We start from the raw sequence: 26310 nt of genomic DNA on the forward strand, positions 1-26310 counted from the left end.
TGTTACCGCCAAACCGGGACGCAAATGCCACGCTCTGTCGCAGATATGCCGCGGTCCGGGCGATGTCCCTTGAGCGCACCCCCTCGGCTGGTGTTTTCCTCGCTACGTGGCCGACGGGTATCCGGTCACGTCACCGGGCAGGCGCGCTGCCGATGTGCGCCACGCGAGGCTCCCGCTTACGGCGGATGCAGGCCTTGCCACCCAGCGACGTGCTACCATCCCGCGGCGAACGTATTTGCGTCTGTGGGGAAGCGTATGTTCGATAATTGGGTTTTGATCACGGTGATTTCTGTCTGCATGGGCCTCGGTCTCGGCTGGATGCTGCGCGGCCGCATCCGCGCCTGCACACCCCAGAAGGCCGAGCTGGAACGGCTGCGGGCCGAACTGCGCACCGCCGTGGGCCTTCAGGCCGACAAGGACGCCCGCATCGCCACGCTCGAAGCCGATCTCGAAGCCGAACGCACCGGCATCATGCGCTTCGACACCGATCACCGCGGCGCGCAACTCGCCCGCCGCCAGTTCGGCTGATCTCCGCCCGGAATACCGCAGCCCCGTCCCGGACCTGATCCGGGACCTCACCGTTCGCCGTGCCGCCCCGGTCAGCCCTCGCCGACGTTCTTGGCGAAGGCCTCCTTGAAGGCCGCCTGCTTGTCCGCCCCGGCCTCGGTCTGGTGCTTGTCGCGCCACTCGTCGTAGGGCATCCCGTAAAAGATCTCGCGGGCCTCGGCCTTGTCCATCTCGATGCCGCGCGCATTGGCGGCCTCCTGGTACCAGCGCGACAGGCAGTTGCGGCAGAACCCGGCCAGGTTCATCAGGTCGATGTTCTGCACGTCGGTGCGCTTTTCCATCAGGTGGTCACGCAGGGTGCGGAAGGCCGCGGCCTCCAGTTCGATGCGGGTCTGGTCGTCCATCTCTGTCTCCCTTGGCTTGTCAGGGGCTATATGGGGCAGGGCGGGGACCGGGGAAACCCCCGCCGGTCGCGCGCCCGCCACATCCGGCCGGCTGTCGAACGCCAACCCGGGCCGGCGTCAGGTCCGCCGGCAGGTCGCCAGCTGCACCTGATAGGTCAGCGCCCGGGTGCCGATCTCGCTGGCGACGCGCATCAGCCAGGGTTTCTGGTTGAACGACCCGCGGGAATAGCCGGTGTGACCCTCATGATAGGCCAGGTACTGGTTGCGCGCGTCCTGCAACGAGATGCCGTTGCGGTCGCGGGTCTTGTTCATGTACCAGCCCATGAAATCGGTTGCGTCGGTGATCTTGTCGCGCTTGGCGCGGCGGTTTCCCGTCTCCTGCTTGTACTCATCCCAGGTGGCGTCCAGCGCCTGCGCATAGCCGTAGGCCGAACTCTGCCGGCCCATCGGAATGACCCCCAGCGTATAGCGCAGCGGCGTGCGTGCGTTGCCGATGAACTTGCTCTCCTGGTAGATGGTGGCCATCTGCACGTGCACCGGCACGCCCCAGCGCCGCTCGGTGGCGCGCAGCGCCTTGAAGTACTTCGGACGCTGATCGAGGATCGAACATGCGTCGTCAAGATTGCGCGGCGCGCTGTGATTGCCTCCGCCGCAGGACGCGACGGCCAGCACGATCACCATGGCGCGAAGGACTCTGCTCATGGGCCTCTCGCTCGTTATTGTCGTGACGTCTTTTGCGTTATCCTAGCCGAAACCGCGTGCCAGTAAAATCACGTTTTCCGGCAACGGCGGTTTACTGTCGGGCGGCGGTTCACAGACTGTTTCCTTGAAAATTCCGGCGGTAAAATGGACATTTCCCCCTTGATGACGCTATTCTGCCGCAATAGAGGTCACTCCGGTATGCAGACATCACGGGCAAAATATCACTTGGGCCAGGTCGTCCGGCACCGGAAACACCCCTTCCGCGGGGTGGTCTTCGATGTGGACCCTGAATTCAACAACACCGAGGAATGGTACAACGCCATCCCCGAGGACGCGCGCCCGCTGCGCGACCAGCCGTTCTATCACCTGCTGGCGGAAAACGATCAGAGCTTCTACGTGGCCTATGTGTCCGAGCAGAACCTCGTCGCGGACTACTCCGGCCGCCCGGTGGACCACCCCGACATCCCCGACCTGTTCGGCGAGTTCGAGGATGGCTCCTACCCGCTGCACTTCCAGTTGAACTGACGGGCGATGGGTGCCGAGCACCCATCCTACCGCTGCCATAGACGTCGGCCCCGGGCATCACCCTGTCACGCACCCCTGTCCCGGACCCGATCCGGGATCTCTGCGCCCGGCCGCGAGGCATTGCCCTCGGCATCGACACGCCGGCGCCCCGGACCCTGATCCGGGACCTCCTGCTCGCTCATGCCGGTCCCGCAAGATCAGTACCCCAGCGCGCAGCCGTCCTTGCGCGGGTCCGAGGCGCCCTCCAGCACCCCGCTGTCATGGATGCGAATCGCCTGCGCTCCTCCGATCGGCTCGTCCGGGACGACCACATCATGCCCCAGCGCCTCAAGTTCGGCCCGCACCGCGTCGGAATACCCGCGCTCCAGCTTCAGCACGCCGCCTTCGGCAAAGGCGCGCGGCGCGTCGATGGCCGCCTGCGGATCCATGCCGAAATCCACGAGGTTGGTGACGAACCGCGCGTGCCCGCAGGCTTGATACTGGCCGCCCATGACGCCGAAGGGCATGTCGATCCGCCCGCCGGCGCCAAGCATCCCCGGGATGATCGTGTGCAACGGCCGCTTGCCCGGTCCGAATTCGTTCGGATGACCGGCGTCCAGCGAAAACCCGCACCCCCGGTTGTGCAGCAGAAGGCCGAACTTCGGGCTGGCGATCCCCGAACCGAAGCCGTGGAAGATCGAATAGATCAGCGACACCGCCATGCCGTCACGGTCCACCGCGGTGATATAGATCGTATCGCGGTGCACCCCCTCGGAAATCCGCGTGGTTTCGGCCTGCGCCCGCCCGGGATCGATCAGCGCGGCAAGGTCGCGCGCCAGCCCGGGGTCGAGCATCCGCTCGGTGGCGTCCCGCACTGCGGGGTCCGAAACCATCCGGTTCCTCGCATCATAGGCCAGCTTGCTGGCCTCGGCCTCGATATGGGTGCGCGCGGTCCCGAACGGCGCCATCCCCGCAAGGTCGAAATGCGACAGGATGTTGAGCAGCAGGATCGCCGCCGCGCCCTGGCCGTTGGGCGGATGCTCCAGCAACTCGCGGCCCCCGTAACTGCCCTGGATCGGAACGGTGTCGTCGCCCCGGACCGCGGCGAAATCCTCTGCCGTGTGACACCCGCCGGCCGCTTGCAAGGCCGCCAGCATGTCCTCGGCCACCTCGCCCTCGTAGAATCCCTTGGCGCCCTGCCGCGCGATCCGGCGCAGCACCTCGACCTGGCCGGGCGCGCGAAAGATGTCGCCCAGGGCCAGCGGCTTGCCATCCTTCAGGTAATGCTCCCGCGCCGCGCCCTTGAGGCGCACCGCCTTGATCGGCCAGTCGAACGCCACCCGCGCCGCCACCGGCACACCCTCTTCGGCATAGCGGATCGCCGGCGCGAACACCCGCTCCAGCCCGATCCGCCCGTGTGCCTCGGACAGCCGGCACATCGCCTCGACCGCGCCCGGCACCGTCACCGCCTGCGCCGCGCCGTCGGGCATCACCGCGTGTCCCCGCGCGCGCAGTGCCTCGGCATCGCTGCCCGCCGGCGCCCGGCCCGAACCGTTGAACCCCAGCACCTTCTCGCTCCCCGCCGGGCGCACCAGCGCAAACAGGTCGCCCGCCAGCCCGCACATGTGCGGCTCGCAGATCGCCAGCATCGCCGCCCCGCACAGCGCCGCGTCCATCGCGCTGCCGCCCTCCTTCAGGCAGGTCAGCGCCTCCTGCGCCGCCAGCGGGTGAGAGGTCGCCACCATGCCGTTGCCGGCCAGCACCGGCGAACGTCCGGGAAAGTGAAAATCACGCATCGTCAACTCCTTGTCTGGCGGCAGAGGCTAACGCCCCGCGGCCGGGAAAGGAATGGTGACTTGCTGAAAGGAGGGGGGGGAAGAACCTCGGCGCCACGTACTGGGTGGGGGCTATAAACACGCGGCACCGAGGTGAAGCTATATGCAGCTACCCGTCCCTTATGACGTGGCAATCGGGCACCGGTGCGATGGGATTGAGGCCGTTTTGCGTCTTTCGCGCTGCCAGAGTGACCCTGATCACCTTCGGCCCCAAATCAGCGCCGAATCCATGCTGTCACGCGCCCGAAGCCCAGCGGCATCGTGCCGGCGAAATCACATCTGACACTCGGGCGAAACGCCGGATGATGCGCCGGGCACCGCCTGCGGCCCTCGCCCGGACCGGGATCACCCGATCCGGAAATGCAACGTCAAGACGTTGCTGTCGCCGCGGCGCTCATAGCCCAGCCGATCGGTCAACTCGCGGATCATGTACCAGCCGAAACCACCCTCCGGCAATGCATCCAGCGGCAGGTCCAAACTCGCGGCCTTGCCGTCGGGCAGTGTCAAGTCGGGAAAGGGGCGGCCCTGATCGGTCACCCGGCAGCACAGCCGCCCGTCCTCGAGCGCGAGGTCCAGCGCAAGCGGTTCGCCGTCGCGCGCGCCATAGGCATGTTCGACCACGTTGTTGAGAACCTCCGCCAGCGCGATCTGCACGTGGCCCGCGGTCTCTGCCGGCACCTCCCACTCAGCCAGCCGCGCCACGGTTCGAGCAAGCATCTCACGCGCCATGGTGTCGGCGCTCAGCGCCTCGATCCGGAGGCTGCGGTCGGCGGTGCGGGTCATCGGGGACGTGTCCTCCCGTGGCGTGGCCCCGCCATGCCGCGCACGGCACGGCCGGGCCTGCATCGTGCAGGGTCAGTCGGCGCCGGCCATCAGCGCCGCGTCCAGCGTCGGATACAGCGAAAAGACGCTGTCCATCCGGGTCAGCCGGAACACGCTTTCGACGTTCGGCGTCAACCCCGCAAGGTCGAGCTTGCGCTTTGCACCCAGTTGCTTCATCGCCGCCACGATGGCGCCCAGCCCGCTGGAGTCGATGAACTCGACCCGCCCGAGGTCGAGGATCACCCGGCCTCCGGAGGCTTCGGTCTCGACCCGCATCATGTCCTTGAACTGGATCGCCACCGCGGCGTCGATCCGGTCGGCGTCGACCGTGACGACCTGGAAATCGTCGGCGGTCCTGCTGCTTATGTGCATGCCTGTCACCTTGCGTTACGTTATCATGGTACGCTAGACGGCAAACCTTACCATTCGGTATGCATGGACCGGCAACTTGGGGAGGCCAATATGAAAGACGTGATGATCCTGGGCGCAGCGCGCACGCCGATGGGCGGGTTCCAGGGCGAATTCGATGGCGTCCCCGCCGCCACGCTGGGTGGCGTGGCGATCTCCGCTGCGCTGCGCGATGCCGGCAAACCCGCCGTCGACGAGGTGCTGATGGGCTGCGTGCTGCCCGCGGGCCAGGGCCAGGCCCCGGCGCGTCAGGCCGGGTTCAAGGCCGGGCTCGGCGAAGAGACACCCGCCACCACGATCAACAAGATGTGCGGGTCCGGCATGAAGGCCGCAATGATGGGCTTCGACCGCATCGCGCTGGGCGACGCCGCGGCCATGGTCGCCGGCGGCATGGAAAGCATGTCCGAAGCCCCCTACCTCCTGCCCAAGATGCGCGGCGGCGCCCGCATCGGCCACGGCCAGGTGATCGATCACATGTTCCTCGACGGGCTGGAAGACGCCTACGACAAGGGTCGCCTGATGGGCACCTTCGCCGAGGATTGTGCCGATCACTACCAGTTCACCCGTGAAGCGCAGGACCAGTATGCGCTGGCCTCTCTCGATAACGCTTTGGAGGCCGAACGCACCGGCGCCTTCGATGACGAGATCGCGCCGGTTACGCTCCACACCCGCTCGGGCGAGGCGATCATCACCCGCGACGAACAGCCCGGCAAGGCCCGCCCCGGCAAGATCCCGACGCTGAAGCCCGCCTTCCGCAAGGACGGTACGGTCACTGCCGCCAATGCCTCGTCGATCTCTGACGGTGCCGCCGCCATGGTGCTGGGCACGCAAGAGACCGCCGAGGCACAGGGCGTCGCCCCCCGCGCCCGCATCCTCGGTCACGCGTCGCACGCGCAGGCACCGGGATGGTTCACCACCGCGCCGGTGCCGGCGGCGAAGAAGCTGCTCGACCGCATCGGCTGGAAGGTCTCGGACGTCGACCTGTGGGAGGTCAACGAGGCCTTCGCGGTCGTCCCCATGGCCTTCATGCAGGAAATGGGCCTGCCGCGCGACGTGGTCAACGTCAACGGCGGCGCCTGCGCTTTGGGCCACCCCATCGGCGCGTCGGGAGCCCGCATCATGGTGACGCTGCTCAACGCGTTGGAAAAGCGCGGGCTGAAACGCGGCGTCGCGGCGATCTGCATCGGCGGCGGCGAAGGCACCGCCATCGCCATCGAGCGCTGCTGATGAAAGGGCAGCTGTGCGGGACGGAGCGCCATTTCGCTGTGCTTGCTCCAGTGGCTGCTCCCGCAAACTGTCAGCTTTCAGAAACGGTGGTTATTGCCTGTGCCAGAAACAGATCGGGTTTGTCACTCGAAGCCTAATTGCGCCGCCGGGCGAGTTCACGATAGAGCGCCTCGCGCGATACACCGAGAACGCGTGCTAAATCTTGTATCTCACCCCTCTGCGGCAAAGCATTTCGCAACCCGAGCCATGCGTCCAATCGTTCAGCCACTGTTTTGAGCGACCGAATTTCGGACTGCATTCGCGCGTTCTGCAATTCGCGAGCCAACTGGGCAGCCCAAGAGCGCGCAATGTCTGCGGAGTTGTGAAGGCGTTCAAGGAAATGCGAAACCGGAAGCGATTTTAGCTGGGTCTTCGTGCTGGCCAGACCGTCGCAATGGTATTGCGCTGAATAGGCCGAAGCCTCGGCCAAAACGTTGCCCGGGCTGACACGGTTCAATATCAACGAAGTGCCGCTCGCTGTATAGCGCACAAGATCGACCCCACCTTCGACGACCAAATACATCAACAGCACGCGATCACCTGTCCGGAAGACTGTCTTCCCGGCCTCAAGCGGCACGATCTGCTCTTTTTCAAAAAGCCGAGATACGACACTAAACATGATAATGATCATATGGGCGAATTTAGTCCGATGCTACAAGTTGTTCGACACGTGACCTGGAAGGACTTCAAAATGACTCTGCATCCTAAGAAATCTTTGGTCTTGGTGATCGCCATATTGCCCTTGGCTGCGTTCGCCCAAGACCACGGGCATGGGGGAAACAGCGCGCCGTATTCTGGGTTTGAAACGCGCGAAATCAAGAGCCTCTCAGAACAAGACATCGAAGAGTTGCGGCGCGGCGGAGGCTGGGGCCTGGCCTTGCCGGCCGAATTGAACGGCCGACCCGGGCCTGCCCATCTTCTTGCGCTTGGGGAAGAACTGGACCTTTCAGCGAGCCAAATAGAAGCGATCTCGGCAATCTATGAGCAGATGCGCACGGATGCCGTCGCTGCCGGGGAGAGTTTCATTGCTGCTGAGGCAGCATTGAACGACGCCTTCGTCGGTTCGGACCTTTCGGAAGAGAGGCTTCGCGAACTGCTCGCAGAGGTTGGCGAGGCGCGTGCCAGGTTGCGGTTCATCCATCTTTCCAGGCATCTGTCTACGCCCGAACTTCTAAGCGACGCGCAAATTCAGAAGTACAACGTCCTGCGCGGGTATGAGGATGATCCGTGTGAAAACGTGCCGCATGGATACGATCCAGAGATGTGGCGCCGTCACAACGGGTGTGGGTAACCGCGCAGACTGCCAAATACACCGTGCCAAAACCAATCGGCCAAAATTGGTCGTTCCTGTCACTGGCGCGTCCCCAGCCGGAACAACTGAAGAAACTGTGCCTCAAACCCTTTGCGAAGCTCCGTTTACCTTGAGTACGTTCTTGGCGCCCCCCTAATTGCGGATATTGGTGCATAGTGCAGCATTGGCGAAAGAGGGCTCAGAGCGGACAACTGTGTGTTTTGATATGAGCCCACATCCAATGCTGGCAAGGCGAATGTCGCAGCGGTTGCTGCATATCTCGGGACAGCGGGCGTCAAGTTGCAGACTCTTGCCGCGCGTAAAGGAAGCTATGTGCTTCCCGGTCTTTTCCCAAAACATGGATAGAGCCCGGCGGCCTTGGGGGGCATTTGTACAAAACAGGGGGTGGTTTTGTACAAATTGTACAAAACGCAGGCTGAGTTGCGCCCGTCCGTGCAGCCCGCTAAACCCCGCCTCCATGACCGACAAACACCCCTCCGGCGCCCCCTGGCGCAACTTCTACGGCCGCTTCAAAGGCAAGGGCCTGCGCAAAAGCCAAGAGCGCTACCTCGACGAGGATCTGGCGACGCTCTCGCCCGGCACAGTGTCTTGGGAGGAGAACCCGGACCGCAAACCCCTTGATATCGCGTCGATTTTTGGTGGACGCGAGCTCTGGGTCGAAATCGGCTTCGGCGGCGGCGAACACCTCGTTCATCAGGCGCGAAGCAACCCGCAAGCCGGAATCATCGGCGCGGAGCCCTATATCAACGGCGTCGCCATGCTGCTCGGCAAGGTCCGCGAAGCAGGTGTCTCGAACCTCCGCATCCACCCCGGAGACGCCCGCGATCTCTTTGACGTCCTGCCAAGCCATTCAATTTCCAGAGCTTTTCTGCTCTATCCGGACCCCTGGCCGAAGAAACGGCACCATCGTCGCCGCTTCGTCACCCCCGAACATCTCGCGCCATTGTCCGCCCTTATGAAGCCCGGCGCCGAGTTCCGCGTCGCCACCGACATCCCCGATTACGTCCGCCAGACTCTCGAACAGGTGCCGCGACACGGGTTCGAATGGCTCGCCGACGGCCCCGAGGATTGGCGAAACCCCTGGAAAGACTGGATTTCCACCCGCTACGAGCAGAAGGCCCTGCGCGAAGGCCGAACCCCGCACTACCTGACGTTCCGCAAGCGGTGAGCGGTAGGATGGGTGCTGAGCACCCATCCTACGAGAGGCCCGCATGGACGCGCCCGCGCCGCCTTGCTAAGAGGACTGCGAGCGATAACGAAGGATCTCCGACCATGTCCGGCCACGGCACCCCTATCCCAATGGTTTCAAAGGCTTGCGGGCCTCTCACGGGCACGGCCGAAGTGCCCGGCGACAAGTCGATCTCGCACCGCTCGCTGATCTTCGGCGCCATGGCGGTGGGCGAAACCGTGGTGACCGGGCTGCTCGAAGGCGAGGACGTGCTCGACACCGCCAAGGCCATGCGCGCCTTCGGGGCCGAGGTGACACGCGACGACGATGGCACATGGCGAGTGCGCGGCGTCGGTGTCGGCGGATTTTCCGAGCCGGATCAAGTGGTTGACTGCGGCAACTCGGGCACCAGCGTGCGTCTGATCATGGGCTCGATGGCGACCACGCCGATCACCGTGACCTTCACTGGTGACGCCAGCCTCAACAAACGCCCGATGGCACGTGTCACCGATCCGCTGGCGCTGTTCGGCTGTCAGTCCGTGGGCCGCTCCGGCGGCCGCCTGCCGATGACCCTTGTCGGCGCAAAGGACGCGATACCAGTGCGTTACACGGTGCCTGTCCCCTCGGCGCAGGTGAAATCGGCGGTGCTGCTTGCCGGTCTCAACGCCCCCGGCCAGACCGTGGTGATCGAGAAAGAGGCCACCCGCGACCACACCGAGCGCATGCTCGCGGGCTTCGGTGCCGAGATCATCACCGAAGAGACCGACGAAGGCCGCGTCATCACCCTCACCGGCCAGCCCGAACTGAAGCCCCAGACCATCGCGGTGCCGCGCGATCCCTCGTCGGCGGCCTTCCCGGTCTGCGCGGCGCTGATCACGCCGGGCTCGGACGTGCTGGTGCCGGGCATCGGCCTCAACCCGACGCGCGCCGGCCTGTTCACCACCCTGCGCGACATGGGCGCGGACCTCGAATACGAAAACATGCGCGAAGAGGGTGGCGAACCGGTGGCCGACCTGCGCGCAAAATATTCACCTGACATGAAGGGGATAGAGGTTCCGGCCGAGCGGGCCGCCAGCATGATCGACGAATACCCGGTGCTGTCGGTGGTGGCCGCCAACGCCACTGGCGTCACCGAGATGCCCGGCGTCAAGGAACTGCGCGTCAAGGAAAGCGACCGGATCGAGGCGATGGCGTCGGGCCTTCGCGCCTGCGGCGTTTCGGTCGAGGATGGCCCGGACTGGTGGCGCGTCACGGGGCAGGGGCCGGGCGGCGTCAGGGGCGGCGCGACCTGCGCCAGCCACCTCGACCACCGGATCGCCATGTCCTTCATGGTGCTGGGCATGTCGGCGCAACAGCCGGTGCGGGTCGACGACGGCACGCCCATTGCGACCTCCTTCCCGATCTTCGAGCCGTTGATGGCCGGGCTTGGCGCCGACATCAGCCGCGAGACCTGAGGATGTCGCGCCCGGTTGTCCTGTTCTGGGTCCTGTTCGGGCTGACCGGCCTTTTGTACCTGATCATGGTGGTCTGGTCCCTGCCTCGGATCGTCGAGGCAGCAGGCGGCGCCATGCCGTTCGATCTCCAGCCCACGGGCTACGACCTCGCCACGGCGCGGGGCTTTCTGATGGCGCTCGGGGACGAGGGCCGCGCCTTCTATCTCCAGACGCAACACATGCTCGACGCGGCCTATCCCCCGATGCTGGCGGTCACGGTGGCGTTGGGGGTTCACCTTGCCTACGGGCGTCGGGTGGCGCGCATGCTCTCGCTGATCGCGGTGCTGGGCATGCTGGCGGACCTTTACGAGAATCACACCGTCGCCGCGCTGCTGTCGGGCGATCCGGCGCAGCCTGACGCAGGCCTCGTGCTGCGCGCGAGCACCGCCACGCTGATCAAGTCGGCCGCGGCCACCGTCGGCCTGTCGGCCCTGCTGGCGGGTGGGGTGCGGGCGCTCTGGCGGCGCCGGACGGCGCGCCGGACCCTGCCTTGACGGGCGGCGTTTACATCCGCCGGCGTTTGGCTCACCTTCACGGGGACACCGCCGGCAAGGCGCGGAAAGGACGAGACATTCATGGCATTCACGATTGCGGTCGACGGGCCCGCGGCCTCGGGTAAGGGCACGATTTCCAAGGCGCTGGCGCGAGAACTGGGATTCGCGCATCTCGACACCGGGCTGCTCTATCGCGCGGTCGGGCGGCGGGTGCTGGACGGGCAAGAGCCGCTGGCGGCGGCGCGGGCGCTGGTGGCGGCCGATCTCGAAGATGAGCGGCTGCGCACGCCCGAGGTGGCGCAGGCGGCCTCCAAGGTAGCTGTGCTGGCCGAGGTGCGGGCGGCGCTGGTGGATTTCCAGCGCGCCTTTGCGCGGCGCGACGGGGGCGCGGTGCTGGACGGGCGCGACATCGGCACGGTGATCTGCCCCGATGCCGAGGCCAAACTTTTCGTCACCGCCAGTGCCGAGGCACGGGCGACGCGGCGGTTCGAGGAGTTGCGCGGCAAGGGGCTCGAAACCAGCTTCGAGGAGGTCTTCGCCGATGTCCGAACACGAGATGCGCGGGACATGGGGCGGGCCGAGGCGCCGTTGAAACCGGCCCGGGATGCGGTGCACCTCGACACCACCGAGATGTCGATCCCGGATGCGTTCGCCGCGGCACTGAAGTCCGTGAAGGAACGGATGGACCGGGCATGAAGACGCGAGAGATCGGCGGGCAGGCGGTGTCGGCCATCGGCGTCGGCGCGATGTCCTTTGCCGAGTTCTACGGCCCGACGACGGACGAGAATTCCTGGGCGATACTCGATGCGGCGATGGAGCTTGGGGTGACGCATGTCGACACCTCGAACGTCTATGGCATGGGCCGGTCGGAGAATGCCATCGGCGCCTACCTGCGGCGCAACCGGGCAGCACGCGACACGTTTCACATCGCCACCAAGGCAGGCATTTCCCGTGACGATGACGGCAATCGGGTGTTCCGCAACAGCGCGGAACACCTCGAAAGCGAGCTGGACGGCTCCCTGAAACGGATGGGTCTGGAGACGGTCGATCTGTTCTATGTGCACCGGCGCGATCCGCAGGTGCCGATCGAGGAGGTGACGGACAGCCTCGTGCGGTTGCGCGACAAGGGCAAGATCAGGGCCTTCGGGTTCTCCGAGATCGCGCCGTCCTCGCTGCGGCGGGCCGCTGCGGTGGCGCCGGTGGCGGCGGTGCAGAACGAGTATTCGCTGGCCACGCGGGCGCCGGAGCTGGGTCTGGTACAGGAATGCGCGCGGCAGGGGACGGCGCTGGTGGCGTTTTCTCCGGTGGGGCGGGCGTTTCTGACCGACAGTCCGATCGAGGCGGAGCGGGTGCCGCACCTGGAGTTCCTGAAGGACAATCCGCGTTTCGCAAGCCCCAACTACGAGGCCAACATCGCCGCCACGAACCGGCTGCGCGCCCTGGCGGCGGAGGTGGGAGAGCCCACGGCGGCGCTGGCGATTGCCTGGCTGCTGACGCGCGGCGATCACGTGATCCCGATCCCCGGCACGCGGTCGGTGCGGCATTTCCGGGAATGCGTGCGGGGCACCGAACTGACCTTGGCCGAGGCCGATCTGGCCCGCATCGACGCGGCCTTGCCGGTGGGCTGGGCGCATGGTGCGCGGTATTCGCCGGGCCAGTACGTCGGGCCGGAGCGGTATTGCTGAGCCATGGCCGAGCGCTTCCATCCCCTGGCCTTGCCCGAACATCTGCGGCGCAAGTCGGTGCTGAAGCCTCAGTTCCGGCCGGAGGGATACCTTGATGCGCTCGACCGCGAGACGCTGTGGTACGATGCCTTCTGGCGCGACGGCAAGGTGACGGTGATCGGGCCGCCTTTGAACAACCTGCGGGCGGTGTTCCGGCGGGCGGAGTTTGCGCTGGACGGTGTCCCGGCGAAGCTCTGGCGGATGCGGCGCTACAAGCGTCATTTCGTAGCGCAGGTTCTGGCCGAGGATATGCCGAAACGGATGGCAGTCACGCTGGACGGCTGGACCGGAGACAGCACGGTGGCCGCCGATGGATCGGGGCAGTTCGCGGGGCTCAACACCGCATTCTATGTCAACAAGAACAACGACCTGCAGTGGATGCGCGACCATGCGGCCTGGCACGTGCAGGAGCACGGGTTGCAGGCGCTGATCGTGGTGGACAACGGCTCGGACGCCTACGCGCCCAAGGACATCCGGGCCGCGCTGAAGCCCGTGGGGTTGAAGCGGGTGCTGGTTCTGCCGGCCCCGTTCAAATACGGGCCGGTGGGGCTGAAGCCGTTTCGACGGACCGAGAAATACATGCAGACGGCTTTGTTCAATGTGTTGCGGATGCGGTTTCTGGGCGCGGCGGCGGCGATACTGAACTGCGACGTCGACGAGCTGATCGTCCGGCGTGGCACGCGCGGGGTTTTCGAGGCGGCGAAGGACAGCCGGATCGGTTTCGTGCAGGTGGGTGGCATCTGGGTCTACGGCGCGCCGGGCAGCGACGGGCCCTACCTGCACCGCGACCACGTCTTTGCGCATCAGCCGCCGCGCCAGGCGCCCCCGAAGTTCTGCATCGCGCCCTCGGGGCCGCTGGGGCGCAGCAGTTGGGACATTCACGGGATCGAACGGCTGCCGTTCCTGCGCCAGAGGCTGCATCCGGAGTTCGTCTTCCTGCATTGCCGGGGGGTATCGACCGGGTGGAAGGGGGCGGGACGGCTGAGCATGCCCGACGATACGGTTCGCCACGAAGAGGCAGAGGCGGCGCTGGCGCGGATGCCGTGAGGGCGCGGCACAAACCGCAAGGCGAAACCGCTTGAAACACCCAGCCTTAGCGCGTATAGACGCCCCCGTCGAGAAGGCGTCAACGCCGCCGAACAGCAGAGCGAGCAGGGTCGGACAACCACCGGCCCTCTTTGTTTTGCGGTCAGCCGATCCGACCAAATGCCACCAAGACCGGCGGAGACAACCGCCCGGCCGGAATACGATGAAACGAAGGAACTGAACGCCACATGGCTCAAAACACATCGATGGAGGAATTCGAAGCCCTCCTGAATGAAAGCTTCGAAATGGACACCCCCGAAGAGGGCTCTGTCGTCAAAGGCAAGGTCATCGCGATCGAAGCGGGACAAGCCATCATCGACGTCGGCTACAAGATGGAAGGCCGAGTCGAGCTGAAAGAATTCGCGAATCCCGGCGAACAACCCGACATCAGCGTCGGCGACGAAGTCGAGGTCTTCCTCCGCTCAGCCGAGAACGCCCGTGGCGAAGCCGTCATCTCGCGCGAGATGGCCCGCCGCGAGGAAGCCTGGGACCGCCTCGAAAAAGCCTACGCAGACGATCAGCGCGTCGAAGGCGCGATCTTCGGCCGCGTCAAGGGTGGCTTCACCGTCGATCTCGGCGGCGCCGTGGCCTTCCTGCCCGGCTCGCAAGTCGATGTCCGCCCCGTGCGTGACGCCGGCCCGCTGATGGGTCTGAAGCAGCCGTTCCAGATCCTGAAGATGGACCGTCGCCGTGGCAACATCGTTGTCTCGCGTCGTGCGATCCTTGAAGAATCGCGTGCCGAACAGCGTGCGGAAGTCATCGCCAACCTGGCCGAAGGCCAAGCGGTCGACGGCGTGGTCAAGAACATCACCGAATACGGCGCCTTCGTCGATCTCGGCGGTGTCGACGGCCTGCTGCACGTGACCGACATGGCCTGGCGCCGCGTCAACCACCCCTCGGAGATCCTGTCGATCGGCGAGACCGTGAAGGTCCAGGTCATCAAGATCAACAAGGAAACCCACCGCATCAGCCTCGGCATGAAACAGCTGCAGGAAGACCCGTGGGATCTGGTGGCTGCCAAGTACCCGCTGGAATCGACCCACACCGGCCGCGTCACCAACATCACCGACTACGGTGCCTTTGTTGAGCTGGAGCCGGGTGTCGAGGGCCTCGTTCACGTCTCGGAAATGTCCTGGACCAAGAAGAACGTGCACCCCGGCAAGATCGTTTCGACCTCGCAGGAAGTCGAAGTCATGGTGCTGGAAATCGATCAGGCGAAACGTCGTGTGTCGCTTGGCCTCAAGCAGACCATGCGCAACCCGTGGGAAGTCTTTGCCGAAACCCACCCCGAGGGCACTCAGGTGGAAGGCGAAGTCAAGAACATCACCGAATTCGGTCTGTTCGTCGGCCTTCCGGGCGAAATCGACGGTATGGTGCACCTCTCGGACCTCAGCTGGGACGAGCGTGGCGAAGATGCCATCCAGAACTACCGCAAGGGCGACATGGTCGAAGCGGTCGTGTCCGAAGTCGACACCGAGAAAGAGCGCATCTCGCTCTCGATCAAGGCGGTCGGCGGCGACAAGTTCGCCGAAGCCGTTGGCGGCGTGAAGCGCGGCTCGGTCATCACCGTCGAAGTGACGGCGATCGAGGATGGCGGCATCGAGGTGGAATACGAAGGCATGAAGTCTTTCATCCGCCGCTCCGACCTGTCGCGTGACCGTGCCGAGCAACGCCCCGAGCGCTTCTCGGTCGGCAACAAGGTCGACGTCCGCGTCACCAACGTCGACAGCAAGACCCGCCGTCTGGGCCTGTCGATCAAGGCACGCGAGATCGCCGAAGAGAAAGAGGCCGTGCAGCAGTATGGCTCCTCCGACTCGGGTGCATCGCTGGGCGACATCCTTGGCGCGGCGCTGAAGGGCGGCGACGAGTAAATCGTCCCTGCGTTGAAATCGAAGGGCCCCGGTGCATCGCGCCGGGGCCTTTTTCATGCCACGAATGACCCTCATCAGCGGTCTTGGGCGGACCCGGCAGGGCATTGCCCAGCCCGCTGACGGCGTGTCCCCACGGGCGATTCGTGACCCCGGGCGGCATCCAGATTCCCCAACCCGGTAGGCCGCCAAACCCGGCAGGCAATCCTTAATTCACTGCGCGACCGCTAAAAAATCGCGAATTTTCAGGCGGTTTGCCCTATCTTGCCCCGTATCGGATGTTTCGGAATGCGCGCATTGTTTCTATAGTCCTAGACAGCGAAACACAGCGCGAACCGTTACCAGGGGGGATGGCGCAGATGATCAGATCGGAACTGATCCAGAAACTTGCAGACGAAAACCCGCATCTTTATCAACGTGATGTGGAGCGTATCGTGAATACGATCTTCGAAGAGGTCACCAGCGCCATGTCGCGCGGAGACCGTGTCGAACTTCGGGGCTTCGGTGCGTTCTCGGTAAAGAAACGTGACTCGCGCACCGGGCGGAACCCGCGCACCGGTGAGGCGGTTGAGGTCGAAGAGAAGCACGTGCCGTTCTTCAAGACCGGCAAGCTGCTGCGCGATCGGTTGAACGGAAAGTAAAGCGACACCATGCGGTATATCAAATACGCCTTCCTGGCGATCGTGGCTCTGGCGCTGGTCGCCGTCGCGGTTGCCAATCGCGACATCGTCACGTTGGAGCTGCTGCCCTCCGGACTGGCGGCGCTTGCGGGGACGAACGAATCCATTCAGCTGCCCTTGTTCATGGTGATCCTCGCCGGTGTTGCGCTGGGCCTTCTGATCGGTTTCGTCTGGGAATGGCTGCGCGAATTCAAGCAGCGCGCCGAGAGCGCCCGCAAGGATGCCGAGATCAAGCGTCTCAAGCGCGAGGTACGGCGGCTGAAGGCGGACAAGCACGAAGGCAAGGACGAGGTCTTTGCCCTGCTGGACGAAGCCAGCTAAGCTTTCCGGGTGACCGACATTCGCACCAAGATCTGCGGGCTCAGCCGGCCCGAAGACGTGTCTGCCGCCGCAGCGGCGGGTGCGGCTTACGTAGGCTTCGTGTTCTTTCCGAAATCGCCCCGCAACGTCGATATCGCGACCGCGCGGGCATTGTCGCTCGAGGTGCCTGCGGGCGTCGCCAAGGTGGCGCTGATGGTAGACCCCGACGATGCGCTGCTTCAGGCGGTCACCGACGAGGTGCCGCTGGACATGCTCCAACTGCACGGCAAGGAAAGCCCGGAGCGGGTGGTCGCGGTGCGTGCGGCCTTTGGCCTGCCGGTGATGAAGGCGGTGGGCGTGGCAGACCGAGAGGATCTGGACGCGCTGACAACCTATGGCCGGGTGGCGGACCAGTTGCTGGTGGACGCGAAGCCGCCGAAACACGCCGATCTGCCGGGCGGCAACGGGCTGGCGTTCGACTGGCGGCTGATCGCCGGGCGGCGCTGGCCGGTGCCCTGGATGCTGGCGGGCGGGCTGACGCCGGAGAACGTGGCCGAGGCCATCGCCATGACCGGCGCCAGGCAAGTGGATGTGTCTTCGGGCGTGGAAAGCGCGCCGGGGGTGAAGGATGCGGCAAAGATCGCGGCCTTCGTGGATGCGGCGCGTCAGGCCAAGGCCGCGCCGCCATCGCTGCGCAGCGTCTGAAGGGCAGGCACGTCCAAGGAAGTCCCGACGCGGCGGCCGGGACCCGCGCGGGATCAGCCGCCGGTGTACATGCCCTCGTAGATCGGCTCCAACGTCTCGTGCTCGAAGAGCGACGATACCGATGTTCCGTTCCAGATGTTCAGGATCGCCTGCGCAAAGATCGGCGCGGTGGGCACGATGCGAATGTTCTCGGTCGCCTTCACCGCGTCGGTGGCCTCAATGGAATCGGTGATGACCAGCGATTTCATCACCGACTTCGAGATACGCTCGACCGCCGGGCCCGACAGCACCCCGTGCGAGATGTAGGAGTGCACCTCGGTCGCGCCGGCCTCGATCAGAACCTCGGCGGCCTTGCAGAGCGTGCCGGCGGTGTCGCAGATGTCGTCCACGATGATGCATTTCTTGCCGGTCACGTCGCCGATCACCGTCATCTCGGCGACTTCGCCGGCCTTCTCGCGGCGTTTGTCGACGATCGCCAGCGGCGCGTGAATGCGTTTCGCCAGTTCGCGGGCACGGGCCACGCCGCCGACGTCGGGCGAGATCACCATGATGTCGTCCATCGCACCCTTGAAGGCGTGACGGATGTCCAGCGCGAAGACCGGGCTGGCATAAAGGTTATCCACCGGGATGTCGAAGAAGCCCTGAATCTGCGCGGCGTGCAGATCCATGGTCAGCACCCGTTCGATCCCCGCCTCGACGATCATGTTCGACACCAGCTTGGCGCTGATTGGCGTGCGCGCCTTGGCGCGGCGGTCCTGACGGGCGTAGCCGAAATAGGGGATTACGGCGGTGATACGCGCCGCCGACGACCGGCGCAGCGCGTCGGCCATGATCAGCAGCTCCATCAGGTTGTCGTTCGCTGGGTTCGACGTCGGCTGGACGATGAACATGTCCTCGCCGCGGACGTTTTCAAAGACCTCGACGAAGATCTCTTGGTCGTTGAACCGTTCAACACGGGCGTCGACCAGCCCGACGTTCATGCCGCGATGCATCGACATGCGCCGGGCAATGGATTTCGCCAACGGCAGGTTGGCATTTCCGGCCATGAGTTTCGGTTCGATGATCTGAGGCATTGCGCGCGGTCCCGGACAGGAAAGTAAAGGATTCGTGACGTTGACTTCGCTTAGCACGCGTCTACGGTGCGCAAAAGTCGGCACGCAGGGGAACCAAGGACTTGGCACAAATTGATTACTACTTCGCGACAATCTCGCCCTTCACCTATCTCGCGGGCACCCGGCTGGAAGAGATCGCGGCGAAACATGACGCGTCCATCACCTACAAGCCCTTCGATATCGCCGCGCTGTTTGGCCGGACCGGGGGTCAGCCGCCCAAGGACCGCCACCCCAGCCGGCAGGAATACCGCCTGCAGGAGATGGTGCGGCAGGCCAAGAAGTTGGGGGTGCCGATCAACCTGAAGCCGGCGTTCTTTCCCACCAACCCGGCACCCTCGTCCTATGCGTTCATCGCGGCACAAGAGGCGGGCGGCGGCGATCTTGGCAAGCTGGCACACAGTTTCACGCGGGCCGTCTGGGTCGAGGAAAAGGACATCGCGCAGGATGAAGTGATCCGCGACCTGCTGGCTCAGGCCGGTTTCGATCCCTCGCTGGCGGACAGTGGCCTGCTGAGCGGTGCAGTGGCCTATGCCGCAAATCTGGAAGAGGCGGTAGATCGGGGCGTCTTCGGCGCGCCGTTCTATATCGTCGGCGATCAGAGGTTTTGGGGGCAGGACCGGTTGGAAGACCTCGACCTGCACCTTTCCGGACGCATCTAGAGGGCTTTGGATTCGGCGGGCGGCACCACGCGATGTGAGGCCCCGGATCAGCTCCGGGGCGCGCGTCTCATCGGTTCGGGGGTGTTTCGAACCTCGTGCTTCACGCGGCCGGACGGTGACCGTAGGCGCAGGGGCTGAGTTCGAAGATGCAGCGGTATCCGGCCGGGACACCGTCGTCAGAGCGCAGCACCTGCCCGTGCAGGTAGTTGCTTTCGACCGAGCCGTCCTCGTCTTCAAGACGGGTCTTGGCGCAGCGGTCGATCAGGGTGATCGCATGGTCCGAGGCGTCGTGGAAGGTGGGGCCCAGCACGTCGACGTAGACGAAACCTTCACTCGCACGCGACACCGACAGGCGGGTCTCGTCGGGGGCCTCGGACGAGGCTGCGGTGACGTGGGCTTCGAAAGCGCTGAACAGGCACATGGGGCGATCCTTCCTCGTGGGGGCCGGGCTGGCCGGCGCGTGATGTGCAAGGTCAACATCACGACGCAAGGATCGGTTCCCACCGCCCAGAGGTTACGCGGGCGGTGGTAGATTTGTCACAGGGCCGGGCCGCTCAGGGCTGTTCGTCTTCGTCGTCGTCGCTGCCGGGCAGGTTGAAGAAGCTGTCCGCGTCGTGGATGTCGCGGTTGTCCTCTTCCTCCTCATCATCGTCGCTGTCAGACAGCGAGAAGGTCTCGAGCCCCTCGATGGCCGTCGGGATGCGCGGCTCTGCCGGCATTTCGAGGCTCTGTTCGGTGGACAGCAGCTTGCGGCGTTCGTCGTCGGACATTGCGGCGCCTTCGGCGGCCTTCTTCGAGGCGGCCTTCTGCACGGCGGCGTCCAGCTCGGTCTGTTTGCACAGGCCCAGCGCGACCGGGTCGATCGGCTGCATGTTGGCGATGTTCCAGTGGGTGCGTTCGCGGATCGACTGGATGGTGGGCTTAGTGGTGCCGACCAGCTTGGCGATCTGGCTGTCGGCCAGCTCGGGGTGGAACTTGACCAGCCAGAGGATCGCGTTCGGGCGGTCCTGACGCTTGGAGAGCGGAGTGTAGCGCGGGCCGCGGCGCTTTTCCTCGTCGCGGGCGGCGGCGTTGAACTTCAGCTTGAGCTTGTTCAGCGGGTCCTTCTCGGCGCGGTCGATATCATCCTGCGTCAGCTGGTTGTTGGCGATCGGGTCGAAGCCCTTGACGCCGGCCGCCACGTCGCCGTCGGCGATGCCCTGCACCTCGAGCTCGTGCATACCGGTGAAATCGGCGATCTGCTTGAAGGTCAGCGTGGTGTTGTCCACCAGCCAGACGGCGGTCGCCTTGGGGTGCAGCAGTTTGGCCATGGTGTATCTCCTTGAAACATATCTTTCCCGTCGCCTGGAAGGGCGGTCCCGGGGGCGGGACGGTTTCCGTTGTCGGGGAACTTCGGCGCTATATAGTGGCTGAAGCGGTGAAATGGAAGTGAAAATGCGTGTGATCAGCCTGTGGCTGTTGCTCTGCCTGCCCTTCGCGGCCCGGGCAGAGGGCGAAACATCCGGAAACTTCGATTATTGGGTCATGGCGCTGTCATGGTCGCCCAACTGGTGCGAGATCGAGGGCGACGCCAAGGGATCGGAGCAATGCGACCCGCGCCACGACTTCGGCTGGACGTTGCACGGCCTCTGGCCGCAGTATCACCGCGGCTGGCCCTCTTATTGCCCGACGGTCGAACGCGCGCCGTCGCGTGCCATGACGGCGGACATGGCGGACATCATGGGCACCTCCGGGCTGGCCTGGCACCAGTGGAAGAAGCACGGCACCTGCTCGGGCCTGTCGGCGTCAGGCTATTACGCGGCCTCGCGCGCGGCCTATGACAGCGTCACCCGCCCCGAGGTGTTCCGGAAGCTCGACAAGGCGGTGACGTTGCCGGCGTCGGTGGTGGAAGAGGCTTTCGTGAAGGCCAATCCGGGGCTGGAGCCGGACATGATCACCATCACCTGCCGCGACGGGCATATCCAAGAGGCGCGGGTCTGCCTGTCGCTCGATCTTGAGCCGGTGCCTTGCGGGCGCGACGTGATCCGCGATTGCGGCATGACGGACGCGCTGTTCACGCCGGTGCGCTGAGGGCCGGCCTTGCGTTTGGGGCGCTGCCCCCGGCGTCGGCCACCCCACAGTACGCTCAACCAGTTGAAGGGCCGGGCCGCGACAGCGGCGGGTCAGGTATTCCGGACTTACGTTGCGGCAGCTTTGCAGCGATGCTGTATCCGAGGGCGTCGCGTCGTCTGTCCCTTCCTGCGGCTGGTCATTAAGCAGTCGTTCCGGCGCGTCGCCCGCAATTTCAGCAGGTGAGCCATGCATTATACATCTCGCACGACTGCCACACCCCGGGACCGGCTGACCATCGAGCGCCGGCTGCTGGCGGCGGATTGTTCCGGCCTGCAGGTCACCTCAGGCGATATCACGCGGCACAGCCAAGGCTGGGTGCGGATGTGGGTGGATGGGTCATACCTTGTGTTTTCCGACTGCGGTTCGCTTTACGCGCGGCGCGGTGTGACCGATGACGGACAACTGGTCTGGTTTATACGGGACAAGGCCGGGACGCGGGTCTTTCACGCGACGGGGCACGATCCGCACGCGGCCTTCATGCTGGCACGCGATACATGGCGGCGGTGCGAGGCAATGAAGGCCCACCGGCAGGAGATCGGCAGGCTGGTGCGGTCGCTGCTTCTGGGCCGGGAAACATGCGATGTCACGGTCGAGGACGCTGCGGCCGCGCCGCTTTCGCCGGTAGCCGTTCGGTCGTTCATGGCGCGCATGGGGCTGTCGCGGCGGCGGCGGATTTCGGGGCGGCTGGCGGCGCTGATCAGCCTGATCGAACCGGCGGTGGGCGTGGTGATCTGGGTCGCCATGCAACGCCGCAATGTGCGCCAGAGGCCGGAGAGGGAAAGCCGCCGACCGCGCCAGACAGGCGCGATCGGCGGGGTCAGGGGCGGTACGTCCTAGTCGACGATGGCGCGGATGCGGCGCACGCCGGCGGAGGAGGATTGCTCCTTCTTGATCTTGAACTTGCCGATCTCGTTGGTGTTGGCCACGTGCGGGCCGCCGCAGAATTCCATCGACACGTCCCCGATCGAGTAGACCGACACCACGTCGTCGTACTTGTCCGAGAACAGGCCGATGGCACCCTTTTCACGGGCCTCATCGGCGCCCATGGTGGCCTGTTCCACGGGCATCCCGGCGTCGATCCATTCCTGCACCCGCTGCTCGACCTCGCGGACCTCGTCCTTGGTCAGGGCGCGCTCGAAGGAAAAGTCGAAGCGCATGCGTTCGCTGGTGATGTTCGAGCCGCGCTGCATCACCGTGGGGCCGAATTTTTCACGAAGCGCCGCGTGCAGCAGGTGGGTCGCGGTATGGTAGCGGACGCTTTCCTCGCTGTCGTCGGCAAGACCGCTTTTCGCGGCCTCGGCAGCGCGCGAGGTTTCGCGGTGCTTTTCGCCCGCAACCTGAAAGCCTTCCATGTCGACGGTGACGCCGGATTCGGCGGCGATCTCCTGGGTGAACTCGACGGGATAGCCGTAGGTGTCGAACAGGCGGAAGGCGACGTCGCCCGTAAGCTCGGATTTGCCCTCGGCCTTCAGCTCCTCAAGGCTCTGCTCCAGCACTTTCTGGCCCTTCTGGACGGTCTTCATGAAGCGGCCCACTTCGTTGGACAGCTCGGTGCCGATGTCGAGGCTGCCCGACGTCAGCTCGGGGTAGGCGTCGGAATACTGGTCGAGCACGATCCTGTGCGCGGCGACCCAGTTTTCGGGCGCGAGGTCGAGGTGTTCGCAGTAGCGCACGGCGCGGCGGATCAGCCGGCGCAGCACGTAGCCCTGACCGGTGTTCGACGGCAGCACTGGCTGCTGGTCGCCCATCATGAAGGTCGCGGTCCGCAAGTGGTCCGACACCACGCGGAGCGCGAACAGCTTCTTCTCGTCGCCGTAGATATCTTCGCGCGAATGCGGAGTGTGCGAGATCAGCTCCTTGATGGTGGGCTGGAAGGAGTGGGTCTCGTAGACGCTTTCGACGCCGTTGATCGCCGCCAGCACGCGCTCCAGCCCCATGCCGGTGTCGACGTTCTGCTGTGGCAGCGGCTCGATACCCTCGGCGGTGCGGTTGAACGCCATGAAGACGTTATTCCAGATCTCGAAGAACCGGCCGCAGTCGCAGAGCGAGGGCAGGCACTTGTCGCCGTTCTCGCAAGGGGTCTGAGTCATGTCCATGAAAATCTCGGTGTCCGGGCCGCAGGGGCCGGTCGGGCCCATGGCCCACCAGTTGTCTTCCATACCGAGGAACAGGATGCGCTCGTCCGGGACGCCCAGATCGCGCCAGACGGCGGCCGCTTCCTCGTCGCGGGGGGCGACTTCGTTGCCTTCGAAGCAGGTCACCCAAAGCAGGTCGTGCGGGATGGCGAGGCAGTCTTCGCGGGTCAGAAATTCATAGGACCAGCGGATCGATTCATTCTTGTAGTAGTCGCCCAGCGACCAGTTGCCGAGCATTTCGAACATGGTCAGGTGGGTCAGGTCGCCCACTTCTTCCAGGTCGTTGGTGCGGACACATTTCTGCACCCCGGTAAGGCGCTTTCCGGCGGGATGGTCGCGGCCCATCAGGTAGGGCACCAGCGGCTGCATGCCGGCGGTGGTGAACAGCACCGAAGCGTCGCCATCGGGGATCAGCGAGGCCGAGGGGATCACCGCGTGATCCTGCTCCTTGAAGAAGCCGAGGTATTTTGAGCGCAGCTCGTCCGAGCTGAGCGGCCGGTTCCAGGCCTGGCTTGTGGAGCTTGATTGAGTGTTCATGGTGCCATCCTGACTGGTGCTTGCGTGTTCGGTGCCCGGCGCAACGGGCGCCCGCCCCCCTACGGGTTTCGACCGGGTCACATATCAGCGCTGCGGGAGGCAGATCAAGCCCCTTGTAGCCACGACCGGCGCGGCCTTCAACACGGGCGCGGACGGGGCGGTGCCCATGCCTACGATAAGGCGAGTTCGGCAGTATAAATACATCAAATCGTAGACTGGCGACGGGCGCTGTGGCATCCTGTCGAAACCGATTGAAACCATACATTTTGCCCTGACATGTTCAATGATGACGACCTGATCACCCGAAAGTCGCGCGCGCTGCGCCTGTTGGAAGACGTGCTCATCACCTTCGGCGCCACCGGGGCGACGCAGCATTTTTCGGACAATCCGATCCGGATGTCGGTGTGGCTGGCCTTTGCCGCGGATTCAGAGAAGCGGCGCCCCCTGCTGATCGATCTGAACTACAAGGTGCGGGCCGATGTGGCGCTGGCGCGGATCCGCGCGGCGTTCAAAAAATATGACCAAGAGAACCCGCCGCCGCTGAATTCCTTCGGAACGATCGTTTTGGCCTCGGCCGATATGGACGACATGCTGATGGCCATCCTGCCCCAGACCTACTGGTTTCGCGCGCTCGACCCCGAGGATGTTGCCAAATGGCGCAAGTCGGTCGATCAGGCCTCGCGGGCGCGCAGCTTCGGCACCTTCTACAGGTACGTGATCGGGTCGCCGCTGCCGACGTTGTGGCGGTTCCTGGTGGCCTGGACGATCATTCGCGAGGCACAGGCCGTGCAGAAGGCGCGCGACGCTCACAAGGCGAAGATCGGCGCTGAGGCGGGGGGCGAGGTCGCTGAAAATCCGCAGGACGAGCCGGAAGATCGCTGGGCCTATATCCATCGCGTCTGCACGATCCTTCTGAGCATCTTCAGACAGGATCCTGATGGTGCCTCGGCCGAAGACCTGCACCCCCAGGTCACCCGGTTCCTGCGTGAGATCCTCAGGGAGTACGGCGACCGTTTGGACCAGATGGTCGCGATCCAGGCCGATCTGGCGGACGATCCCAAGCAGGCGCCGGTCTGGTCCATCGACCTCAACCGCCCGGCCGATCTGGCGTCTATGCGGTCGCGTCAGACGCTGAAGGTCGACGCGGCTGAGAACCTGTTCAGCGTCGACACCAAGAGCATCTGCTGGGCCGTGGTGGACAGCGGCATCGACGCCGAGCATCCCTGTTTCGTGAGGCCGGAAAAGGGCGCGAAAACCCCTGAGATCGAGCGCAGCCGCGTGGTGGCGAGCTACGATTTCAACCGTCTCAAAAGCCTTGCCGAAGGCAGGTACGACAAGTTGCTGCCGCCCGAGCAGATCGAAACCCACCTCGGCAAGAGCAAGGCAGAGGCCCGCAACCTGTCGGAAAAAGAGCGCGACACGGTGCTGCAACTGCTGTTCGCGATGAATTCCGACGATACCGAAAAGGTCTCCGTTGCCAACCTCGCCGACCGTATGAAGGACAAAGCGACGCTCCAAAGAGCCAGCGAATACGTCGAGGACGTCAAGCGTCGGCTGACGTCGGGCGAATTCCTCGACTGGCCATTGCTGGAGCCGATCCTGCAAATCCCGCATGTGGCCGGGTTTTACACCGTGCCGAAGAACAAGCACGGCACCCATGTCGCAGGCACCCTTGGGGGCCGTTTGAAAAAGGGCGCGTTGAACGACAAGCGAAGCGCGCGCGACAAGCGCCTTAACAGCGACCTGCCGGAAGAAGACCTGATGGGCATGTGTCCGGGCATCCGGCTTTACGACCTGCGGGTCTGCGATGCCGAAGGCCAGTCCGAGGAATTCCTCGTGATGGCCGCCTTCCAGTTCATTGCCTATCTCAACCGCACGCGGGAGCTTCCGATCGTGCACGGTGCAAATGTCAGCCTGCAGATCAAGCACGACGTGCGCAACTATGGCTGCGGCCAGACCCCAGTGTGCAAAGAGGCCAACCGGCTGGTCGATGCCGGCGTCTGCGTGATTGCCGCTGCCGGCAACCGGGGCTTTCACACCGTGCTGACCGACAAGGCGCTGGCCGACAGCTATGCCTGGTGCTCGATCATGGATCCGGGCAACGCCGAGAAGGTCATCACCGTCGGCTCGACGCACAGGATCAGTCCGCATACCTTCGGGGTCAGCTACTTTTCGTCGCGCGGGCCCACGGCCGATGGACGCGCCAAACCCGACCTCGTGGCGCCGGGAGAGAAGATCCTGTCTGCCGCGCCCGGATCGGCGCTGGCGCAGGACACCGGCACCAGCATGTCCGCGCCGCATGTCAGCGGTGCGGCCGCCATGCTGATGGCGCGCCACCCCGAGATGCAGGGCAAGCCGGCCTGGATCAAGAAGGTCCTGCTGTCCACCGCCACGGACTTGGGCCGGCGCACGGAATTTCAAGGCGCGGGTCTCGTCGACGTGCTGCGCGCGCTCGAATCCATCTGAAAGGGAGGCGC

The 26310-nt window shown here is 64.9% G+C and carries 28 protein-coding genes; 18 read left to right on the plus strand and 10 right to left on the minus strand.

Going from position 1 to position 26310, the window contains the following annotated elements:
- Positions 1–255 precede the first annotated feature (255 nt).
- Positions 256–528 (plus strand): hypothetical protein, encoded by a 273-nt coding sequence (locus AC04PT_RS08490; RefSeq protein ID WP_482873220.1) that lies wholly within the window; start codon positions 256–258, stop codon positions 526–528.
- A gap of 71 nt (positions 529–599) precedes the next feature.
- Here AC04PT_RS08490 and AC04PT_RS08495 read toward each other — a convergent pair whose 3' ends face one another.
- Positions 600–911 carry a DUF1244 domain-containing protein gene (locus AC04PT_RS08495; RefSeq protein ID WP_482873221.1) on the minus strand — a complete coding sequence of 104 codons (312 nt, stop codon included), beginning with the start codon at positions 909–911 and terminating at the stop codon, positions 600–602.
- A 117-nt stretch (positions 912–1028) separates the two neighbouring features.
- Positions 1029–1613, minus strand: a complete 585-nt coding sequence (locus tag AC04PT_RS08500) for a transglycosylase SLT domain-containing protein (protein WP_482873222.1) — start codon at positions 1611–1613, stop codon at positions 1029–1031.
- Positions 1614–1811: 198 nt separating this feature from the next.
- Here AC04PT_RS08500 and hspQ point away from each other — a divergent pair, with 198 nt between their 5' ends.
- Positions 1812–2138, plus strand: coding sequence for a heat shock protein HspQ (gene hspQ, locus AC04PT_RS08505; protein WP_482873223.1), 327 nt, complete (start codon positions 1812–1814; stop codon positions 2136–2138).
- A 197-nt stretch (positions 2139–2335) separates the two neighbouring features.
- Here hspQ and AC04PT_RS08510 read toward each other — a convergent pair whose 3' ends face one another.
- From AC04PT_RS08510 to AC04PT_RS08520, 3 genes are all read right to left on the minus strand, one after another.
- On the minus strand, positions 2336–3913 hold the full coding sequence (locus AC04PT_RS08510) for a gamma-glutamyltransferase family protein (RefSeq protein ID WP_482873224.1): 1578 nt from the start codon (positions 3911–3913) through the stop codon (positions 2336–2338).
- Between the two features lie 384 nt (positions 3914–4297).
- Positions 4298–4735 (minus strand): ATP-binding protein, encoded by a 438-nt coding sequence (locus tag AC04PT_RS08515; RefSeq protein ID WP_482873225.1) that lies wholly within the window; start codon positions 4733–4735, stop codon positions 4298–4300.
- Between the two features lie 72 nt (positions 4736–4807).
- On the minus strand, positions 4808–5146 hold the full coding sequence (locus AC04PT_RS08520; protein ID WP_482873226.1) for an STAS domain-containing protein: 339 nt from the start codon (positions 5144–5146) through the stop codon (positions 4808–4810).
- Between the two features lie 90 nt (positions 5147–5236).
- Here AC04PT_RS08520 and AC04PT_RS08525 point away from each other — a divergent pair, with 90 nt between their 5' ends.
- A complete protein-coding gene (locus tag AC04PT_RS08525) occupies positions 5237–6409 on the plus strand; it encodes an acetyl-CoA C-acyltransferase (RefSeq protein WP_482873227.1) in 1173 nt (390 codons plus the stop codon).
- Between the two features lie 133 nt (positions 6410–6542).
- On the opposite strand, the gene AC04PT_RS08530 is transcribed toward AC04PT_RS08525, so the two are convergent.
- Positions 6543–7079, minus strand: a complete 537-nt coding sequence (locus tag AC04PT_RS08530) for a Crp/Fnr family transcriptional regulator (protein ID WP_482873228.1) — start codon at positions 7077–7079, stop codon at positions 6543–6545.
- Positions 7080–7118: 39 nt separating this feature from the next.
- Here AC04PT_RS08530 and AC04PT_RS08535 point away from each other — a divergent pair, with 39 nt between their 5' ends.
- The 11 genes from AC04PT_RS08535 to AC04PT_RS08585 all read left to right on the plus strand — a co-directional run bounded on the left by AC04PT_RS08535 (position 7119) and on the right by AC04PT_RS08585 (position 17278).
- Positions 7119–7739: a hypothetical protein gene (locus AC04PT_RS08535; RefSeq protein WP_482873229.1), complete on the plus strand. Its 621-nt coding sequence runs from the start codon at positions 7119–7121 to the stop codon at positions 7737–7739.
- 478 nt (positions 7740–8217) lie between these two features.
- Positions 8218–8928, plus strand: a complete 711-nt coding sequence (gene trmB, locus AC04PT_RS08540) for a tRNA (guanosine(46)-N7)-methyltransferase TrmB (protein ID WP_482873230.1) — start codon at positions 8218–8220, stop codon at positions 8926–8928.
- A gap of 104 nt (positions 8929–9032) precedes the next feature.
- A complete protein-coding gene (gene aroA, locus AC04PT_RS08545; RefSeq protein ID WP_482873231.1) occupies positions 9033–10382 on the plus strand; it encodes a 3-phosphoshikimate 1-carboxyvinyltransferase in 1350 nt (449 codons plus the stop codon).
- A gap of 2 nt (positions 10383–10384) precedes the next feature.
- Entirely contained in the window at positions 10385–10915 is a 531-nt protein-coding gene (locus tag AC04PT_RS08550; protein WP_482873232.1) for a hypothetical protein, read from the plus strand.
- An 81-nt stretch (positions 10916–10996) separates the two neighbouring features.
- Positions 10997–11611: a (d)CMP kinase gene (locus tag AC04PT_RS08555; protein ID WP_482873233.1), complete on the plus strand. Its 615-nt coding sequence runs from the start codon at positions 10997–10999 to the stop codon at positions 11609–11611.
- The gene (locus AC04PT_RS08560) at positions 11608–12600 is read left to right on the plus strand and encodes an aldo/keto reductase (RefSeq protein WP_482873234.1); all 993 of its coding nucleotides are present in this window, start codon (positions 11608–11610) and stop codon (positions 12598–12600) included. Before AC04PT_RS08555 ends, AC04PT_RS08560 begins: the two co-directional genes overlap by 4 nt.
- A 3-nt stretch (positions 12601–12603) precedes the next feature.
- Positions 12604–13686 (plus strand): hypothetical protein, encoded by a 1083-nt coding sequence (locus AC04PT_RS08565; RefSeq protein WP_482873235.1) that lies wholly within the window; start codon positions 12604–12606, stop codon positions 13684–13686.
- Between the two features lie 227 nt (positions 13687–13913).
- Positions 13914–15596 (plus strand): 30S ribosomal protein S1, encoded by a 1683-nt coding sequence (gene rpsA / locus AC04PT_RS08570; protein ID WP_482873236.1) that lies wholly within the window; start codon positions 13914–13916, stop codon positions 15594–15596.
- Positions 15597–15952: 356 nt separating this feature from the next.
- A complete protein-coding gene (gene ihfB, locus AC04PT_RS08575; protein WP_482873237.1) occupies positions 15953–16234 on the plus strand; it encodes an integration host factor subunit beta in 282 nt (93 codons plus the stop codon).
- Positions 16235–16243: 9 nt separating this feature from the next.
- Complete coding sequence (locus AC04PT_RS08580; RefSeq protein ID WP_482873238.1) at positions 16244–16594, plus strand: LapA family protein; 351 nt, start codon at positions 16244–16246, stop codon at positions 16592–16594.
- A gap of 9 nt (positions 16595–16603) precedes the next feature.
- Complete coding sequence (locus tag AC04PT_RS08585) at positions 16604–17278, plus strand: phosphoribosylanthranilate isomerase (protein WP_482873239.1); 675 nt, start codon at positions 16604–16606, stop codon at positions 17276–17278.
- Positions 17279–17331: 53 nt separating this feature from the next.
- Here the strand turns inward: AC04PT_RS08585 and AC04PT_RS08590 are convergent, their stop codons facing one another.
- A complete protein-coding gene (locus tag AC04PT_RS08590; protein ID WP_482873240.1) occupies positions 17332–18351 on the minus strand; it encodes a ribose-phosphate pyrophosphokinase in 1020 nt (339 codons plus the stop codon).
- Positions 18352–18452: 101 nt separating this feature from the next.
- Here AC04PT_RS08590 and AC04PT_RS08595 point away from each other — a divergent pair, with 101 nt between their 5' ends.
- On the plus strand, positions 18453–19049 hold the full coding sequence (locus AC04PT_RS08595; RefSeq protein WP_482873241.1) for a DsbA family protein: 597 nt from the start codon (positions 18453–18455) through the stop codon (positions 19047–19049).
- 100 nt (positions 19050–19149) lie between these two features.
- Here the strand turns inward: AC04PT_RS08595 and AC04PT_RS08600 are convergent, their stop codons facing one another.
- Positions 19150–19470: a hypothetical protein gene (locus AC04PT_RS08600; RefSeq protein WP_482873242.1), complete on the minus strand. Its 321-nt coding sequence runs from the start codon at positions 19468–19470 to the stop codon at positions 19150–19152.
- A 133-nt stretch (positions 19471–19603) separates the two neighbouring features.
- Positions 19604–20359, minus strand: a complete 756-nt coding sequence (locus tag AC04PT_RS08605) for a DUF1013 domain-containing protein (RefSeq protein WP_482873243.1) — start codon at positions 20357–20359, stop codon at positions 19604–19606.
- 124 nt (positions 20360–20483) lie between these two features.
- Here AC04PT_RS08605 and AC04PT_RS08610 point away from each other — a divergent pair, with 124 nt between their 5' ends.
- Both AC04PT_RS08610 and AC04PT_RS08615 read left to right on the plus strand, forming a co-directional pair.
- Positions 20484–21119, plus strand: coding sequence for a ribonuclease T2 family protein (locus AC04PT_RS08610; protein WP_482873244.1), 636 nt, complete (start codon positions 20484–20486; stop codon positions 21117–21119).
- Positions 21120–21347: 228 nt separating this feature from the next.
- A complete protein-coding gene (locus AC04PT_RS08615) occupies positions 21348–21998 on the plus strand; it encodes a hypothetical protein (RefSeq protein WP_482873245.1) in 651 nt (216 codons plus the stop codon).
- Here the strand turns inward: AC04PT_RS08615 and AC04PT_RS08620 are convergent.
- Entirely contained in the window at positions 21995–23833 is a 1839-nt protein-coding gene (locus tag AC04PT_RS08620) for an alanine--tRNA ligase (protein ID WP_482873246.1), read from the minus strand. The two genes, AC04PT_RS08615 and AC04PT_RS08620, sit on opposite strands and share 4 nt — an antisense overlap.
- 276 nt (positions 23834–24109) lie before the next feature.
- Here AC04PT_RS08620 and AC04PT_RS08625 point away from each other — a divergent pair, with 276 nt between their 5' ends.
- On the plus strand, positions 24110–26299 hold the full coding sequence (locus AC04PT_RS08625) for a S8 family peptidase (RefSeq protein ID WP_482873247.1): 2190 nt from the start codon (positions 24110–24112) through the stop codon (positions 26297–26299).
- Positions 26300–26310 lie beyond the last annotated feature (11 nt).

Source organism: Litorisediminivivens sp. KMU-197, from assembly GCF_056858395.1.